11 protein-coding genes are annotated in these 17,069 nt (G+C 59.1%); 1 reads left to right on the top strand and 10 read right to left on the bottom strand.

The window, feature by feature from the left end; genetic code table 11:
• Positions 1-13: 13 nt before the first annotated feature.
• Positions 14-1,522, bottom strand: coding sequence for a CoA-acylating methylmalonate-semialdehyde dehydrogenase (locus ETC00_RS14325; RefSeq protein ID WP_171566754.1), 1,509 nt, complete (start codon positions 1,520-1,522; stop codon positions 14-16).
• Positions 1,523-1,647: 125 nt separating this feature from the next.
• On the opposite strand from ETC00_RS14325, the gene ETC00_RS14320 reads away from it, so the two are divergent.
• The gene (locus ETC00_RS14320; protein ID WP_171566753.1) at positions 1,648-3,324 is read left to right on the top strand and encodes a PucR family transcriptional regulator; all 1,677 of its coding nucleotides are present in this window, start codon (positions 1,648-1,650) and stop codon (positions 3,322-3,324) included.
• 45 nt (positions 3,325-3,369) lie between these two features.
• Here ETC00_RS14320 and ETC00_RS14315 read toward each other — a convergent pair whose 3' ends face one another.
• The 9 genes from ETC00_RS14315 to ETC00_RS14275 form a co-directional block, all read right to left on the bottom strand.
• Positions 3,370-5,595: a S8 family serine peptidase gene (locus tag ETC00_RS14315; RefSeq protein WP_171566752.1), complete on the bottom strand. Its 2,226-nt coding sequence runs from the start codon at positions 5,593-5,595 to the stop codon at positions 3,370-3,372.
• A gap of 180 nt (positions 5,596-5,775) precedes the next feature.
• Positions 5,776-8,187 (bottom strand): AAA family ATPase, encoded by a 2,412-nt coding sequence (locus ETC00_RS14310; RefSeq protein WP_171566751.1) that lies wholly within the window; start codon positions 8,185-8,187, stop codon positions 5,776-5,778.
• Between the two features lie 231 nt (positions 8,188-8,418).
• Positions 8,419-8,622, bottom strand: coding sequence for a hypothetical protein (locus ETC00_RS14305; RefSeq protein WP_171566750.1), 204 nt, complete (start codon positions 8,620-8,622; stop codon positions 8,419-8,421).
• Between the two features lie 194 nt (positions 8,623-8,816).
• Complete coding sequence (locus tag ETC00_RS14300; RefSeq protein WP_171566749.1) at positions 8,817-9,143, bottom strand: hypothetical protein; 327 nt, start codon at positions 9,141-9,143, stop codon at positions 8,817-8,819.
• A gap of 5 nt (positions 9,144-9,148) precedes the next feature.
• Positions 9,149-11,701 (bottom strand): DNA topoisomerase IV subunit A, encoded by a 2,553-nt coding sequence (gene parC, locus ETC00_RS14295; protein WP_171566748.1) that lies wholly within the window; start codon positions 11,699-11,701, stop codon positions 9,149-9,151.
• Between the two features lie 2 nt (positions 11,702-11,703).
• A complete protein-coding gene (locus ETC00_RS14290; protein ID WP_171566747.1) occupies positions 11,704-13,665 on the bottom strand; it encodes a DNA gyrase/topoisomerase IV subunit B in 1,962 nt (653 codons plus the stop codon).
• Between the two features lie 309 nt (positions 13,666-13,974).
• A complete protein-coding gene (locus ETC00_RS14285) occupies positions 13,975-14,727 on the bottom strand; it encodes a YebC/PmpR family DNA-binding transcriptional regulator (RefSeq protein WP_171566746.1) in 753 nt (250 codons plus the stop codon).
• 78 nt (positions 14,728-14,805) lie between these two features.
• Positions 14,806-15,936 carry an Rv1355c family protein gene (locus ETC00_RS14280; RefSeq protein WP_171566745.1) on the bottom strand — a complete coding sequence of 377 codons (1,131 nt, stop codon included), beginning with the start codon at positions 15,934-15,936 and terminating at the stop codon, positions 14,806-14,808.
• A 23-nt stretch (positions 15,937-15,959) separates the two neighbouring features.
• A complete protein-coding gene (locus ETC00_RS14275; protein ID WP_171566744.1) occupies positions 15,960-16,829 on the bottom strand; it encodes a hypothetical protein in 870 nt (289 codons plus the stop codon).
• Between the last annotated feature and the right edge of the window lie 240 nt (positions 16,830-17,069).

Genomic DNA, 17,069 nt, shown 5'->3' with positions numbered 1-17,069 from the left:
GTTCCTCCTTTCGTTATTTCACAAACACTTTCTGCGATCCGATGGCGGTATCGCCGTCGTCAAACCAGCGGGACGTCACCGTCTTTTTCTTGGTGAAAAACTCGACGCCGTCCTTGCCGTTGGCGTGCAGGTCGCCGTAGAACGAATGCTTCCAGCCGGAGAAGGCAAAGAAGCCCATCGGCGCCGGAACGCCCACGTTGACACCGACCATGCCGGCCTCGACGCGCTGGACGAACTCCCGCCCCCATTTGCCGTTGTTGGTGTAAATGGTGGCACCGTTGCCGAAACGCGACTTGCTGATGACCGCCAGCCCCTCTTCAAAATCGCGGACCCGCAGCACGCTTAACACCGGCGCAAAAATCTCGTCGCGGACGATGACCATTTCCGCATCCGCGTGGTCGAAGATGGTCGGACCGAGGAAAAAGCCCTCCCGTTTGGCCTTGGCGTCTTCCCGGCCGTCCCGGACCAGACGGGCACCGGCAGCGATCCCTTTCTCGATGTAGCCGTGCACTTTTTCCAGATGAGCCGGCCGGATGACTGGCCCCAGATCGACGCCCGGCTCCAGTCCGTTGCCCATCTTCAGCGCGTCGGACTCTTCGACCAGGTATTGAATCAGCTCGTCGGCGATCTCCTCCACCGCGACGACGACACTGGCCGCCATACAGCGCTCCCCTGCACAGCCAAATGCTGAGCTGACAATCGTTTTGGCGGCGCGGCGCAGGTCGGTGTCAGGCATGACGAGATGATGGTTTTTCGCGCCGGCCAGCGCCTGCACCCGTTTGCCGTGAGCAGAAGCCGTTTTGTAGACGTACTCCGCGACGGGCTGGGAACCGACGAACGAAATGGCTTTCACATCCGGATGCTCCAGCAGGCCGTTGACGACGTCGTGAGCGCCGTTGACCACGTTGAACACCCCGTCCGGCAGGCCCGCTTCCTTCAGCAGTTCGGCAATCCGGATGCAGGAGAGCGGCGTGCGCTCGGACGGTTTCAGCACAAAGGTGTTGCCCGCCGTAATGGCAATCGGGTACATCCACATCGGCACCATCAGCGGGAAGTTGAACGGCGTGATGCCGGCCACGACGCCCAGCGGAAAGCGGATTACCTGGCAGTCGATGCCCTTGGCAATGTTGGGCAGCGACTCGCTCATCAACAGCGTCGGCATCCCGGCGGCAAACTCCACCATCTCAATCCCGCGCAGCAGTTCGGCGTGCGCCTCGGGCAGGTTCTTTCCGTTTTCCAGCGTGATCATCCGCGCCAGTTCGTCCTGGTTTTCCCACAGCAAATGCTGGAAGCGAAACATGATGCGCGCCCGCTCCACCACCGGGGTCTCGCTCCAGGCGGGAAACGCCGCCTTGGCTGCCTGGACAGCCTTGTCCACGTCGTCTTTGGTCGACAGCGGGACGCGCGACAAAAGCTCGCCTGTCGCCGGATTGGGGATGTCCTCGTAACGGTCGGACTGGGACTGCACCCACTCGCCGGCGATGTAGTTCTTCAGCATGGGCCCTACGGTCGTCGTACTCATTGCTTCAACTCCTTACCATTTGTTTGATAGTTCCATCTTATCTGAATTTTTCACACGACATCACTAGACAAACTGCAAGTAGTTGGGTAGTATTCATCATACATACTGTCAAGAGGAGGAAAAGCATGAACAGCGACTGGCGTCTTACCGTGGCCGATGTCATCAGACGGCCGCTGTTTTGCGATGCGGAGGTGGTGGCCGGCAGCCGCGGGTTGTCCCGTCCCATCCGCTGGGTCCACGTGCTGGAATCGGCCGACACCTGTCAATTCCTCAACGGCGGCGAACTGATCCTGTCCACCGGCCTAGGATTCGGCGAGGCCAAAGAGAAACGGCTGGCCTATCTGTCCGAGCTGATTCGCCGCAAAGCGGTCGGCCTCTGTATCGAGCTGGGCGCCTATATCCCGCACGTGCCGGATGACATGCTGGAACTGGCCGATCATCACGATTTTCCCCTGATCGTGTTCCACCAACCTGTCCGCTTCGTCGACATCACGCTCGATCTCCATGAACATCTGATCAACCGGCAGATGCAGGCGCTGCGCAATCTGGAGTCCTACTCGCGCGGCCTGCAGCGTTTGAGCCTGCAGACGCAGGGCATCTCCAGGCTGCTGCAGCATTTCCAGGCGGCCGTGGGAACACAGGTGTTTTTGTACACACCGGAAGCGCCTCCGCAATTTGTGCCGCCGCTTCCGCAGACCGTTCAGAGCGAACTTGCGTCCATGATGCGCTCCGCCTTTCCCGCTGTTCCCTCGGCGGAGGGGGGAAATGGCGTCCTCGCCCTGTCCGACAAAAAGCGCATCGTCTACCAGCCGGTGACCGCGATGGGCCATCTGCTTGCGTACCTCGGCGTGATTCTGTACGAACGGGAAGCGGACGAGTACCTGCTGCTCACGCTGGATTACACAGTCAGCGCTCTGGCCCAGGTCCTGATGCGCCGAATGTTTGCCGAAGAGCAGGCGCTCGCGACGGAAAACCGGCTGTTTGACGACCTGATCATCAACCGTTCGCTGACGGAAGAGCAGATTCGCGCGCTGCTCGGGCTGGCCGGGACAGGAAAGGCGCCCGTCTACCATATCCTGTTGATGTCCCTGCGGCGTGACGGCGACGAGCACGCCGCTCCCCTGCCGCCGCACGAACTGACAGGTGTATTCCGTTCGCTCCTCTCGCGGCTGGGCTTTCGCCCGTTTATCCGCTGCAAGGGCAGCCGCTTTTACCTGCTCGTGATCGGCCCGTACAAAGCTGCAGACGCCCGCCGCTCTCTGGACAAGGCAATGGCCGAGATGAAACGCATCTGCCGGCAGGTGATGGGAGCGGACACGGACGTGCTGTTTGGCGTCAGCCGTCCAGGCACTCGGCTGGGGGAGGCCGGCAGGCACCTGACAGAGGCGGAACAGGCGCTCGCCTTTCAGCACGATTCTCCAAGCCCCTATTTTGCCGATCTTGGCCTGTTTCGCCTGCTCTTTCACGTTCCGCATGAATCGGTGTTGAAGCCGTTCATCAACGATTACCTGGGGGCGCTGATCGACTACGACGAAAAACACGGCACACAGCTCGTCCACACACTGCGTGTCTACCTTGATTCCAACCTCTCCAAGCAGGAGACGGCCACGAAACTCTACATTCACCGCCAAACCTTGTATCACCGTCTGGAAAAGATTGAAGAGATCCTTCCGCCTGACTATGCCCATCCGCACCACCGGCTTTGTCTCGAAATTGCCCTGCGTGCCTATGAATGGCTGAACCACAGACCGGCCGCTGCCCCCTTCCGTCCGGACGAACAAACGGCGCGACCGTCACGCTGACGTGACGGGACGCGCCGTTCAATTGGGGTTGTCTGTGTGTCTGCCTCAACGGCGGGATCTGGCCGGATAGGTAATTTGCATGTCATACCAAGCCATCCTGCCTTTTTCCAGTTGAATGACGATTCGGTACGGTCCGGGTTCGGCCAAATCCACCGTCAGCGTTTCGGGATTGTCTTCGCTGTCGGTGGAGCCGATCAGATTTCTGTCACCATCGTAGACGTACAGATTGACATCGGCATCGCCGATCCATTCCGCAGTCACGGTCATTTCACCCGCCTGCTTGGCCCGGATCCAATACGTGTGATACCTGTTATTACGCGAATTTTCGATAAGTCGCCCCGTTTTGACTTCTGTTATCCAATCGTCGGACAGCAGCTTGCCGTTGGCTGCCAGAGCGTACGGCTGAGGCCCCTTGGGGATGTTGTAGCCCTCTACCGTCACCGTGTAGATGCCTTCCTCGGGATGCTTGATCCAGACCTGCTCCACGTTGTTGAGGTTGTCCACTTCATCGTCGTAGGGATAGCGGAAAAAGTCGTTGCCGTTCAAGGTCTCGCCGCTTGGCGTTACTACTCGCAGGTTCAGATCGTTGACCAGCGTGCGCGTGGCTGCCAGGGAAGCCGGGTAATCTGTCCAGGCCAGGGTGATGGCCAGCGGTTGGGAATCGTCCGTCACCTTGAGACGGTAGGTGGCTTCATCCCCTGTTTTCATCCCCTTTTTCTCATCCACAAAGCTCGTCTCGATCGCACGCTGCAGGTTGGCTCGTCCAAAACCCTGCAAGCGCATGTCTTCGTCCAAATCGTCGGCGCCGCTGATGAGCATTGCCTTGATCAACGCCCCGCTTGGATTGTCCACGCCGTTTTCCTGCAGGTACTGACGGACTTGGGCCACACCGCCGGCCAACACTGGCGTCGCCATGCTTGTCCCGCTGAGATAGGCGTAGAACTCATCAAAATGTCCGTGATAATTCTCGTCGGGTGCCAAAGAGGAACGCGTGGACAGGATGTAGCTTCCCGGCGCGACCAGATCGGGCTTGAGGCGGCCGTCCGCCGTCGTCCCCCGGCTGCTGAATTCGGCTACCTCGTCCGGGTCGTCCGCTTCGTAATCATCCAGCTCCGGCCGGTCGTTCTCGGTAGCGCCCACGGCGATCACGTTTTTGGCTGTCGCCGGCGTGCCGATGGTCTCGTATCCGTATACGCCCGAATTGCCAGCCGCCACCAACGCCGTCATGTCCGGATGTTCCCAGAGGAACTGGTCGAACAAAAACGAGTCCAGGCCGTATTCGCCATAGTCATCGACGCCCCAGGAATCGGAGTGGATGCGCGCGCCTTCCGCGTAAGCCTCCTCCAGAATGTCATGGACATCTCCTGCCAGATATCCGTCTTCGTCCAGCATGGAATGAAAGACGAGCTTCGCATCGGGAGCCATGCCTTTGTACTGGCCGTCTGACGCTTTGCCGGTGCCCACGATCGAGCCCGCCACGTGAGTGCCGTGGCCGTCAGGATCGCTGGCATCCCCTTGGCGCCCGATGGCATAGAGTTCTTTCACCTGGCCTTCAAAATCCGGGTGGATCTGATCGGGATCGCCGGTGTCCAGGCCGCTGTCCGCTACGCCGACAATCTGCCCTTCGCCGGTGTAGCCGGTGGAGGCCAGGTAGTCGGAATGGATGATTGCCGCCGCCCGGTCATTGCGAAGTTTTCGCTCCAAAACGGGAACGACGGCGATGACCTCGTCGGATTGGATTACCTCTTCCAGACTGCGGCCGCTCAGCCGCGCCATCGAGATGTGGGGAGCTTCCTCCAGGCTTTTCACTTGTCTGGCTTCCCCGTCTTTCACGATCCGCTTCAAGGTGCGCTCCATGTCGACACGGTGGTCAAACCCGATGACCGCTACCTCCACATCCGCCCGCTTGCCGAGGGTGGAGCGCAGCGACGGCGACACCTTGGAAACGGGATGAAACGGGAGGACGTCCCTGACGAACGGCAGCTTTTTCAGCGCCCGCCGCGCTTTTTCCTCGTCCACCCGGGCAATGAACGCGTAATCGGGTATGTAATCCCCCAGGGTTACGCCCAGGTCTTCCACCTGCTCCTTCCACTCTTCCACCACCGGACCGTCAAACTGAATGACGATCAGATCCGTGCTTCCCTTCTGCGACGTTTGGGAAGCGAGTGAAAGTTCCTCCTTCGCCTCGATCGCCAGTCTGCCCTTGCGCCCCTCTTCCCGCTTGGCGCTGACAGGCAGTTGACCGACCATCAAGGATACGACCAGTGTCATGGATAGTGCCGCATGCCATTTGAACCGCAAAGAATCAACACCCTCTTCCCATTGTTGTATAATGTTTCCATTATACGGAAAAATTCGACGATGGGAAAGAGTCTGAATATTTCCTTTAGACAAAAAAGGATCGAGGAACAGTCCCCGATCCAGGATGAAGAACTTCCCTGCACCGACTCGTCACCCTCCGTGGACAGACGTTCCTGACGCCGGTGCGCCATTTGGAAACAACGGCTGAAAATCAACCCATTCCAAACGGCTCAACTGCTCAATGTCCGGGCTGTCGTCGCCCGCCTGCGTCAGCCGGAGCGCCTGGTATTGCAAGGCTTCCTGCAGCAGGTTGTGCACCATCCGACCGTTGCCAGTGAGCGTCCCCGCTTGAGCCGCTTGTTCCAACTGCTGCCGAATGCGCTCCTCCACATCGCCGCCGAGCCGGTATCCCGCCTGCGTGACCGCCTGCAGCAGCATGCGGGTGAGCTCGTCTGTCGTGTAATCGGGGAAGTGGAGGTATTTTTTGAAGCGAGACAACAGGCCCGGATTGCTCGCCAGCAAACGCTGCATCTCCGACGGATAGCCGGCCAGCACGACCACCAGGTTTTCGCCATGACGGGACATTTCCTCCACCAGCGTGTGAATCGCTTCCCGACCGTAGTCCCGTTCGCCGCCCTCCAGCAGTGCGTACGCCTCGTCGATAAACAGGACGCCGCCCAGCGCTTCGCGGATTTTGCGCCGGGTCAGCGCCGCCGTCTGCCCGACGTATCCGGCTACCAGATCGGCCCGGCTGGCCGTGACCAGATGGCCCCGTTTCAGATAGCCGATTTCCTGCAGCATCTCCGCATACAGGCGGGCGACCGTCGTTTTCCCCGTGCCCGGACTGCCGGTGAATACGGCGTGCAGCTCAACGGGAACGGTCGGCAGTCCGCAGGCGGCCCGCTTCCGCTGCACCGAGGCAAACGCGGCGATTTTGTTCAGTTCCGCCTTTACTTCATCCAGGCCAATCAAGGACGCCAGCTTTTCTCTCGCCGGCTGGACATCCGGCAGCGCGTCCAGACCGCCAACGTCTTTGGGGTAGAGAATGGTGAAGTCGTCCCACTTCAGTTCATCCGGTTCGTCGAGACGCCGCCCCTTTGCAAAAATCGCTTCCATCACGAGATTGGCCACCGTTCGGGCATTGCCGAAGGTGTGGTCCACACGCGCCTGTTCGATTCGCTGCCGCAAAGCCCGCCGCGCTTCCGGCGTGAAGGAAAAATCGTTTCGGCTGGCCACCTGCTCGGCAATCGCCACCAGTTCGTCGGTCGTATAGTCGGGCAATAGGAAGTGGCCCGTCTCTGGAAAACGACTGCGCAGCCCCGGATTGGCGTACAAAAACTGCCGCATCTCCTCCGGATAACCGGCCAGCATCACCACAAACCGGCCGGCGTATTCACCGCCGGTCATCGCGGCCACCAGCGTGTCGATTGCAGCCTGGCCGTAATCGCTGCCCGAGCTGTCAGCCCGCTTCAGGCTGTAGGCCTCGTCAATAAACAGCACGCCCCCGACCGCCCGTTTGACCGCCTCCATCACCCGCTGTTCCGTCTGTCCCACATACGCCCCGACCAGATGGGAGCGGTCCACTTCCACCACGTCGCCGCGCTCCAGAAGTCCCAGCTCGTGATACAGACGGCCGATCAGACGGGCCAGCGTGGTCTTCCCCGTCCCCGGATTGCCCATCAGCACCAGATGGAGGGGCAGCTGATCGGTCAGGTGCCAACCTTTTTCCTCACGGAGCTGCCGATACCGCAGGAAGCAGGCCAGCTTGCGCACGCGCTCCTTGATCTCGTCCAGCCCGATCAGCCCTTCCAGTTCCTCCAGGGCTGACTGCCCGCGCCCGCCTCCAGGCATCTCTGCATCGTCCGATTCCCCGTCAATGGACAGCAGCCGTTCATGTTCTTCCTGCTGTGCGGTCAAGCGTTTGACGCTCTCCTGCAAGGCAGCCAGCATTTCCGCCGAATAAAACATGCCCTGCAGCGAGGCCGCATAGGCCTGGGTCCTCTCCAGCATATCGCCGAGCAGGCGCTCCCGCTCCGCGTACAACCGCTCCACGCCGGCTGCCGCGTGCACCGCTGTTTCGTCCCCGGCCGCTTCGGCCGCTTCGCGCGCGGCGGCAGCCAGAGCCTGCCATGACGGAAGGGCTTGCAACTCGGCCTCGGCGGCTTGTTTCAGCTGCTCTGCGTTCCGCCTGCGGGTAGCGGCGTTATCCGTTTCGCGGATCAGCGGATAGCTGCCGTCGAGGCGGTGTTCCTTCAGACGGGTCAGGTACAGGCGCACCCGCAGTTCGGCGGACGGCCGGTAGGCAGGGTCCAGCCGGACGGCACGGGACAGCCATTCCTCGGCCAACCCGTAGCCTCCCCGCTTTTCCATGCGGAGAGCAGCCAGCCAGGTGAGCACCACCGCTTCCGCCTGATCCAGCCGTTTGTCCTCGTCCGTCCCGCGCCGCTCCTCGATCAAGCGGAGGAGCGGGATTAGCTCCCCTTCCGACAGCTGTCGTATGTCAGGTGGGTGCTCCCGCCACCTCCACACAACTTCCAACCGGTCCGCTGCTCGCTGCTGCATCGTGCCCCTCTCCTTTTCTGGTTTTTCGTGTGTACTCCAGTTGTACCATACTTCAATTTTGGTGAAAAAGGCAATGATCGAAAGCACACGCCTGGCACACGGCAAAAAAGCAACCTCCCGTCATTAGGAGGTTGCTCAGGCCCGATCACCCATGCGCCACGAACTTTGTCTGCATGCTGAACAACCTCCCGTCATAGGAGGTTGCTCGTTTTTGTTGTGTTGTTCCCTACACTACAGCTTTACGTTGCCAATGTCCACATCGGCCTTGAAGCGGGCCTGGGCTGCTGCAAATACGTCCTGTTCCGACTCGGCGGCGACCTTGAACATGGTAATCAGTTTGTCGCCGCTGTGCACCTGCACGTTGTACTGCGAATCACCGTCGTACGTAGCGGAAAACGTGTATGCGCTGCCGTTCACGTTGATTGTTCGTTCCATATCGTTCGGACACACCTCCCGCCATAGTGTGTCCGCCTGCGGCCCGCTTCATCCCCGGGGCAGTGCGTGCTCAAGACGCGGCTGCTGCCTGCCTGGGCACAGCGAAACACAGTGAAACTGGCAGTGCGTCCCGCAGGCTGCATGCGGTCAGGGAGAAAGCAGTCGCGGACAGGACGTTCATATCTGACAGGACCCTATACCGGCGAAAACGCCTGGTAGTCAGTCGGCTGGCGGATAATGGTACCATCCGGGAGCTCGACCAGCAGCAGATCAGCCTCCTCTTGGCTGCCCTCCTGCCAGTCAAAGACAAACACTTGTTTGTCCATCGGCTTGTTTTCGTCCAGAACGGCCAGGATTGCGCGCAGCGTGTCGGCCGTGATCGGCACCGGAATGCTCGTCCCCTGCCGGTCAGGGATGGAGAGCAGCTTCGGTGCCTCTTCAAAATACTGGACGGTATCCAGCAGCAGCGACACCTGCTGAGCGTTCAGTTCAGAAGCAAATCGTTCAAACGGCTTGGCCATGTGCATCATTCCTTTTCATCCGCAGAATTGTCGAACAGGCTGAATTGGGTTACCGCATTACCATCCCGGGTTGTTTTGTCCGGCTCCGCTTCGGCCGACCCTTTCGGGGGCTCCGCCGCTTTTTCCGCTTCGTCCGGCAAAACGGCTTCATAGGCGACGGCTTCCACGCCGCCGTCCACCACGCTGCGAGCCGCCCCCCCTTGTTCCGTCACAGCCACCTGTTCGGTCGGCACCAGTACCCACTCGTTTCTGTCCGTCAAAGCGTACAGCGTGTCTTCCACAGTCACCGCCACCACCCGATGCGGATTGGTTTTCCGCTTGCGAATCACCTGGACCCCTTTGCCTGCCCGGCCCTGCAGCGGGATGGCGGAGATCAAGGTGCGTTTCACTTGTCCTTCAGCCGTCAGCAGGCCGAACGACCGCGCATCTTCCGCCTCCGTCGGCAGCAAGGCGACTACCTCGTCGCCAGCCGCAAGCGAAATCGCCTTGACGCCGCTGGACGCCCGGCCGGTCGCACTCACCTCGCTGCGCGGGAAGCGGATGCCCATGCCGTCTTTGGTCACCGCGAGGAAGGCACCCTCATCACCTGCCACAAACGCCGTGACAAACTCGTCTCCCTCTGCTTTCAGCTTGGCCGCCACCAGCGCGCCGGAACGATTTGTCTCGTACTCGGTCAGCGCCGTCCGCTTGATCAAGCCGGAGCGGCTGACGTGATAGACGTAGAGCGGCTGCTTGAAATCGTCCACGATCGCAAACCCGACGATGTGCTGCTGCTTGTCCAGCGGGATGACGTTGACCAGCGCGGTCCCGATCTCTTTCCACTTGTCGTCGGGAATGGAGTTGACCAGCGTGGCAAAATACTTGCCGTCCTGGGTGAAGAACAAGGCCGTGTGGGAGGTGTTGGCCTCCGCAAAATAGCGGACCTTGTCCCCTTCCTTGACGCCGCAGGTCTCGATTGTCCCGCCCATCGACTTGAACGAGCGCGGGCTGGTGCGCTTGATGTAGCCTTCGTTGGTCAAGGTCACGACGCAGTCTTCCGCGTTGATCTGCATCGCGATATCCACTTTGACCTCCTCGATCTCTCCCTGGATCTCGGTCAGACGCGGCTCCGCGTACTTTTTCTTGATTTCGTTCAGCTCGGCGGTAATCACCTGGATCAGCTTTTTCTCGCTGCCAAGAATCGCCTTCAATACCTCGATCTCTTTGGACAGCGTTGCCAGCTCCTTCTCCAGCTTGACGATATCCAACCGGGTGAGCGACGCCAACTGGATGGACAGGATCGCCTCCGCCTGTGCCTCCGTGAACCCGTACTGCTCCATGATGTTTTTTCTTGCGTCGGCCCGGTCTTCGGAGTTCATGATCGTCTCCACGATCTGCCGCAGGATCGACTTGGCCCGGATCAGCCCCTGTACGACGTGCTCCCGTCTTTGCTTTTTGTCCAGGTCGTACTGGGTACGGCGCGTCACCACGTCTTTCTGGTGGTCGATGTAGGCGGCCAAAAGCTCCTTCAGCCCCATCTGCCGGATCGTTCCCTCGTGGATGACGTTCATGTTGTAGTTGTAATAGATCTGCAGGTCGGTGTTTTTGTACAAATAGTTGAGGATCGCATTTTCGTCCGCGTCTTTTCGGATGTCGATGACAATCCGCACCTTCTTTTGTTCCGCCTCTTTACGGCCGGTCTCGTCGCGGACAGCCAGCGCCCCCTCGATCTTACGCTCCATTACCAGTTCGTCAATCTGGGCGACCAGCTTCGATTTGATCACGTCATACGGAATCTCCGAGATGACGATCTTTTTCACCTTGGTGCCTTTGGGCTCCTCCACGTGGCTGCGGCCGCGGATGACAAATTGTCCGCGCCCGGTCTCAAACGCCTTGCGAATGCCGGATGTGCCCTGGACAATGCCGCCGGTGGGAAAATCGGGCCCTTTGATATGCTGCATCAGCTCGTCCAGCGTGATGTCCGGCTTTTTCATCTGGGCGATCGCCGCGTCGATCACTTCCCCCAGGTTGTGCGTCGGAATCTCCGTCGCAAACCCGACCGCAATCCCCGACGCTCCGTTGACGAGCAGGTTGGGAAAACGGGACGGCAGCACGGCCGGCTGCTGTGCCGAGTTGTCGTAGTTGGGGATAAAGGTGACCGTGTCTTTTTCAATGTCGCGCAGCATTTCGTTGGCCAGCGCGGACAGGCGGGACTCGGTGTAACGCATCGCTGCCGGCGGGTCGGCGTCCAGGCTCCCGAAGTTGCCATGACCCTGAATCAACACCTGACGCATTTTCCACCACTGCGCCATCCGTACCATCGTCTCGTAAATGGCGCTGTCCCCGTGCGGATGGTAGGTCCCCATCACATACCCGACCGTCTTGGCCGATTTGCGGTACGGCTTGTCATGCGTATTGCCCTCCTGGTACATCGCGTACAGGATGCGGCGCTGCACCGGTTTGAGGCCGTCGCGGGCATCGGGAATGGCGCGGGACAAGATGACCAGGTTGGCGTAGTCGCTGAAACGCTTCCCCATGATTTCCGCGAAACTCTGTTCGATGATCTGATTGGACAGCATGCTTATTCATCCTCTCCCACTTCAAAGGTGACGTGGTTCTCGATCCACTCGCGCCGGGGCGGCACCTTGTCGCCCATCAGGACAGTGACCAGTTTTTCGCAATGGGCGAGGTCTTCCAACTGCACCTTGATCAGCTTGCGCGTCTCCGGATTCATCGTCGTCTCCCAGAGCTGGTCGGCGTTCATCTCGCCCAAGCCCTTGTAGCGCTGCACTTCCGCACCGCGCCCCAGCCGCTTGAGAGCCTGCTCCAGCTCGTAGTCGTTCCAACAGTAGACCACGTCCGCCGGCTTGCCGCGGTTTTCCTTTCGCACCTGATACAGCGGCGGCTGGGCGATGTACAGCTTGCCTGCGGCGATCAGCGGCTGCATGTAGCGGAAGAAAAACGTCAGCAGTAGCGTCTGGATGTGCGACCCGTCCACGTCGGCGTCGGACATGATGATGATTTTGTCAAACGCGCAGTTTTCGATGGAAAAGTCTTCTCCGATATCGGTCTCCAGCACCTCCAGAATGGTGCGGAACTCCTCGTTGGCGAGGATGTCGGACAGCTTTGCCTTTTCGGTGTTGAGCGGTTTACCCTTCAGGCCAAAAATCGCCTGAAACTCGGAGTTGCGCGCCTGCTTGGCCGAACCGCCGGCCGAATCCCCCTCGACGAGGAACAGCTCATTGCGCTTGGGGTCCTTGTACTGCGGCGGCGCGAATTTGTCGGAGATGGATTTCCGCTTCTTGGCGTTTTTGCCCTTCTTGTCGCCGCGCAGCGCTTCCCGCTGTTTGCGCAGTTCCTCACGAATTTCCGCGGAACGAATCGCCTTTTCGATCAACAACTTGCCGATCTCCGGGTTTTCCTCGAGGAAAAATCCGAGTTTTTCCGAGACGATCTGCTCCACAATGGTCCGCGCCTCTTCGTTGCCCAGCTTGTCCTTGGTTTGAGACTCAAACTGGACATCGGCCATCTGCAGGGACAGCACCCCGAGGAAGCCTTCGCGCAGGTCGTTGCCCGACAGGTTGGGGTCCTTCTCCTTGAGGAAGCCTTTTTTACGGGCAAATTCGTTGAACACCCGCGTGGTTCCGTTGCGGAAGCCGGTTACGTGCGTGCCGCCGTCCGTCGTCGGAATGGAGTTGACGTACGAGACGAGCGTTTCCGTGTAGCCGTCGTTGTACTGAAACGCCAGCTCGACGTAAACGTTTTCCTTTTCCCCCTCGAAATAGACCACCGGGTGGAGCGTTTGTTTGCCTTCGTTGAGGTACTCCACGTAGGATTTAAGCCCGTCCTCGAAGTAAAACTCCTCCCGTTTGACCTCGGGGCCGCGCTCGTCAATCAGCACCAGGCGCAGCTTTTTCAGCAAAAACGCCGTCTCGCGCAAACGGTCGCGGATCGTCTCGTAATCAAACCGGGCGCTGCCAAACACCGCGTCGTCCGGCAGAAAGCGCACGGTCACACCGGTTCGCCTGGTGGTGCCGACCACTTCCAGGCCGGTCACGGGCTTGCCCACGTGTTCGTTGCCTTGTTCGTCCACCACGTAGGCATACCGCTGTTTGTGAATCTTGCCGTCGCGGTGGATCTCCACCTCCAGCCATTTGGAGAGGGCGACTACCACGCTGGAACCGACCCCGTGCAGTCCCCCGCTCTTTTTGTATCCGCCGCCGCCAAACTTGCCGCCGGCATGCAGCGTGGTAAAAATCACTTCCGGCACCGGGCGGCCCGTCTTGTGCATGCCGGTGGGGATACCCCGCCCGTGGTCCTCCACACTGACGCTGCCGTCCTTGTGCAGGGTGACGATGATCGTATCGTTAAAACCGGCCAGCGTTTCGTCCTTGGCGTTGTCCACAATCTCCCACAGGAGATGGTGCAGACCGCGGCTGCCGGTGGAACCTATGTACATGCCCGGCCGCTTGCGCACGGCAATCAGGCCTTCCAGCACCTGAATGTCTTCTTCGGTATACGTAAGTGTATCTGTTTCCTTCAATCGCGTTCTCCCCTCTGCTTCTTCAACTTGCGCAAGGAAACGCGGCGCCGGCCGCCCGTGGCGAAAAGCGGCGCCGTGGTCGCCCTTATGCGTAACGGACGTGACGTTTCCGGTCTTTGTCCGGTAAAAAAGCGAACACTTAATCGCTATTGTACCGTATGGAATTGACTGTATTCAACGCCTGCTGGCAGCAAACGGCAAGAAAATGCGATGTTGACGGGCAAAAAAACGCCCGTCCGTCTTGTGCGGTGACGGGTGAACTCTGAAAAAAGGCCACCTCGTCCCCGCGAGATGGCCGAATGTGCTGCATTATTTTTCATTCAGCAGCCGTTCCATTTCTTCGTCGTCAATTTCGTAGTTGGCGTAGACGTTTTGGACGTCGTCGTTTTCTTCGAATGCCTCCATCATCTTGAGCATTTTCGCTGCATCTTCTCCGCTGATTTTGACGGTGTTCTGCGGAATCCACTGAACGGAGGCGTTGGCAAACGTGTAACCTTCTGCTTCCAGTCCGTTTTTTACCTGTTCCAGCTCGTGCGGGTGGGTCAAAATCTCGTAGGAGTCTTCGCTGGTCACCATATCCTCGGCGCCGGCTTCGAGCGCCTGCATCAGGATGGTGTCCTCGTCGACGGGAAACGCTTCGCGGTCGATGACGATGACGCCTTTCTTGTCAAACATAAAGCTGACGGAACCGGTCTCCCCCAGGTTGCCGCCGCGCTTGTTGAAGATGGCGCGCACGTCGGCCGCGGTCCGGTTGCGGTTGTCTGTCAGGCATTCGACGATGACGGCCACGCCGCCCGGTCCGTATCCTTCGTAGCGGATTTCTTCGTAGTTGTCCATGTTGCCGGTATCCGTCGCCTTTTTGATCGCACGTTCGATATTTTCCACCGGCATATTGATCGCGCGCGCGTTGGCGATGATCGATTTCAGCTTCAGATTGGCGTTCGGGTCCGGGCCGCCTTTCTTTGCCTCCACGTAAATCTGCCGGGCAAATTTTACAAACAGGTTGTTTCGTTTTTGGTCGGCTGCGCCTTTTTTGGCGGCAAACAGTTTGAATTTTGGCATAACCAACTCTCCTCATCTCAAACAAAAATACCATGTTTAAGTGTAGCACTAGAGGAGAAGATCGGTCAAAGCCAAACCTCACACGACCAGGCAGTTCCCGTCGGCGATCAACTGTTCCAGATCGACATAAAATCGGCCGGACGCGCGAAACTGGCCGAGGGCGATTCTGCGGCAGACATCGGTGCCAACTGCTGCTCCCAGCGTGACGGACGAGGCCAACTGCGGCCAGGTGCAGACGGTTTTGCCCACCTCTAAAAGCGACATACGCAAGCGCGCCGAGATGGCGTCACCCCCGACGATCCGCAGCACATACGGGATTTTTTCCTGGTTGGACAGCCCCTTTAGAGTGTCGTAGTCCAATCCGTCGACCAGCCCGTGTAAAATCGGCCGGTCCGGTTCAAGGTCAAACCGTTCCACGTCCAACAGCCCTCTGTCGCTGGTGTCCATCACGACGGGAATGCCCAGCTCCCGGGCTTTGAGCCGGCATAAAATCTTCATGTTCAAGCTGTCGCACTCGTCCACCAGGATGTCCAGCCGCCCTCCTTCCACCAGAAAGCGGTCCAGATTCTCCTCGTTCACCCCGTCTGCAAAGCAGACCACTTTCAAAAAGGGATCGATCTCCGCAATCTCCCGCGCCGTGACGATGACTTTCGGCATGCCCAGATGGTGAACGCCGGCCCGGATGCGGTTTAGGTTGGAAAGTTCCAGCGTGTCAAAATCGGCCAGGCGAATTTCGCCGCACACCCGTTCCATCGCCAGCGTGAGCGCGAGGGACTGGCCGACGGAAAGGCCGATCACCCCTATCGCCTTTCGGGCCAACACCTCTTGTTCCTGCTGTGTGATCTTGTTTCGATTCCGATTCGTCCGCACAAACACGAATTCCTCTTCGTCCAGCAGGTGCACGAGGGTCTTGCGCCAGGGGTAGTACACCCACACGCCTTTCTCCTCGGGGGCATCCCCCAGATACTCGTCGACCGCCGCTTGCAGCTCTTCCCGGCTGAACTGGCGGTCCGGGTGCCTTGTCTCGATCAGTTCCTCCACCTGTCCGCGAAACGGATTGAGCATCACGAGATCGTTTTGGCAGCGGCAGAGGTCCTGTAAGCGGCGGCGGTCATCCTCCTGCCGGAGGCGGAAAAACAGCGGCGTATACAGCCATTCCTCCCTCCTCGTCTCTGTATGTGCGGCCAGCAGCGAACGCAGGTCCGTCATGATAAACTTCCCCCTTTCTTTCGTCACTCCTGATCAATCACAATGCTGAGCCCGTCCACGGTCTGCACCAGCGGCGACATGCAAAAGCCTACCGTGTACAGGGCCGGCTGCCGGCAGGTTTTTGCATCCGGCCGCCAGTACTTGTAAAAAGCCTGCCGCATGAACGCGTGTTTGTCCGATGCAGCGGGAACCGCAGCGGGCACTCTGGTCAGCTGAATGCCTGTCTGTTCCAGAAACACTTTGACGTGAAGTGGCAGGATGGCAAAGACCGTGCGGATTTCCCGCGCTTCCATGAACGCGAACATGTGGCGGAGCAGAAGGCGAAACAGGTAGCGCTTGTGCAGATCGAGGAGCGGTCGATACCGCTTCGTCCCTTCGTCTTTGCCGATAAAATCCAGCAGCGGATGAAAAGCGAAGCGGACGAACTCCGCCGCTTTTGCCGGCTTGTTTACGCCAGCAAACAGCTCGTAACAGTCCAGTTCGTCGTCCACCACGGCCCGCGCGGTCGTCAGCACCAGCGGATGGCTGCCGACCTGCTGGACGACGGCAAACACGTCCGCCTGTTTTTCCGTATGGGTGCCGACATCTTCAAACTCAAGCTGGTCATGCAGATAGCGGAGGTTGTAGCTGAAATTGACGATGTCGTTCACCTGCTCGTGCAGATGCGTTTCCGTCTCGTCCAGTGTCCTGCACTCGTACAGGGCGGCGTCGAGACATGCATTTCGCTGTTCACGGACGGGACGCACCAGCTTGTCGAACAAGCAGGTCAGCTTGGTGTTTTTGATACCCGCTGAGGAAGACTGCACCAACCAATCGTTCGGCAGCAAGCTGAATGGGCTGGAACTAAAAGGGACCAATTCTGTTACCGTTTGACAAGAGCGGGAGTACACCATTCCGTTTGTTCCTCCAATCTCCCATGCAGGGCGCCGTGTCTGTCGACAGCGGACGGCCACGGATGGGATGAGATTTTTGAAACAGGAAAAAAGTTCTACAAAATGCACGGTTTTCCTCCAAAAACATACAACGTTTTCCAATTTTTTAAACTTTTTGTTCTTTTCAAACGTCGAACCGTGTGGTCAACACCATGTTTTTCGGCTAATTGCCTGAAGATGGGGCAAGCTATGGAGGAGTTG

Origin of the sequence: Brevibacillus sp. MCWH (assembly GCF_013096935.1) — a bacterium.
Classification (GTDB): Bacteria; Bacillota; Bacilli; order Brevibacillales; family Brevibacillaceae; genus Brevibacillus; species Brevibacillus aydinogluensis.
This window is presented reverse-complemented; position numbering and strand designations above follow the sequence as displayed.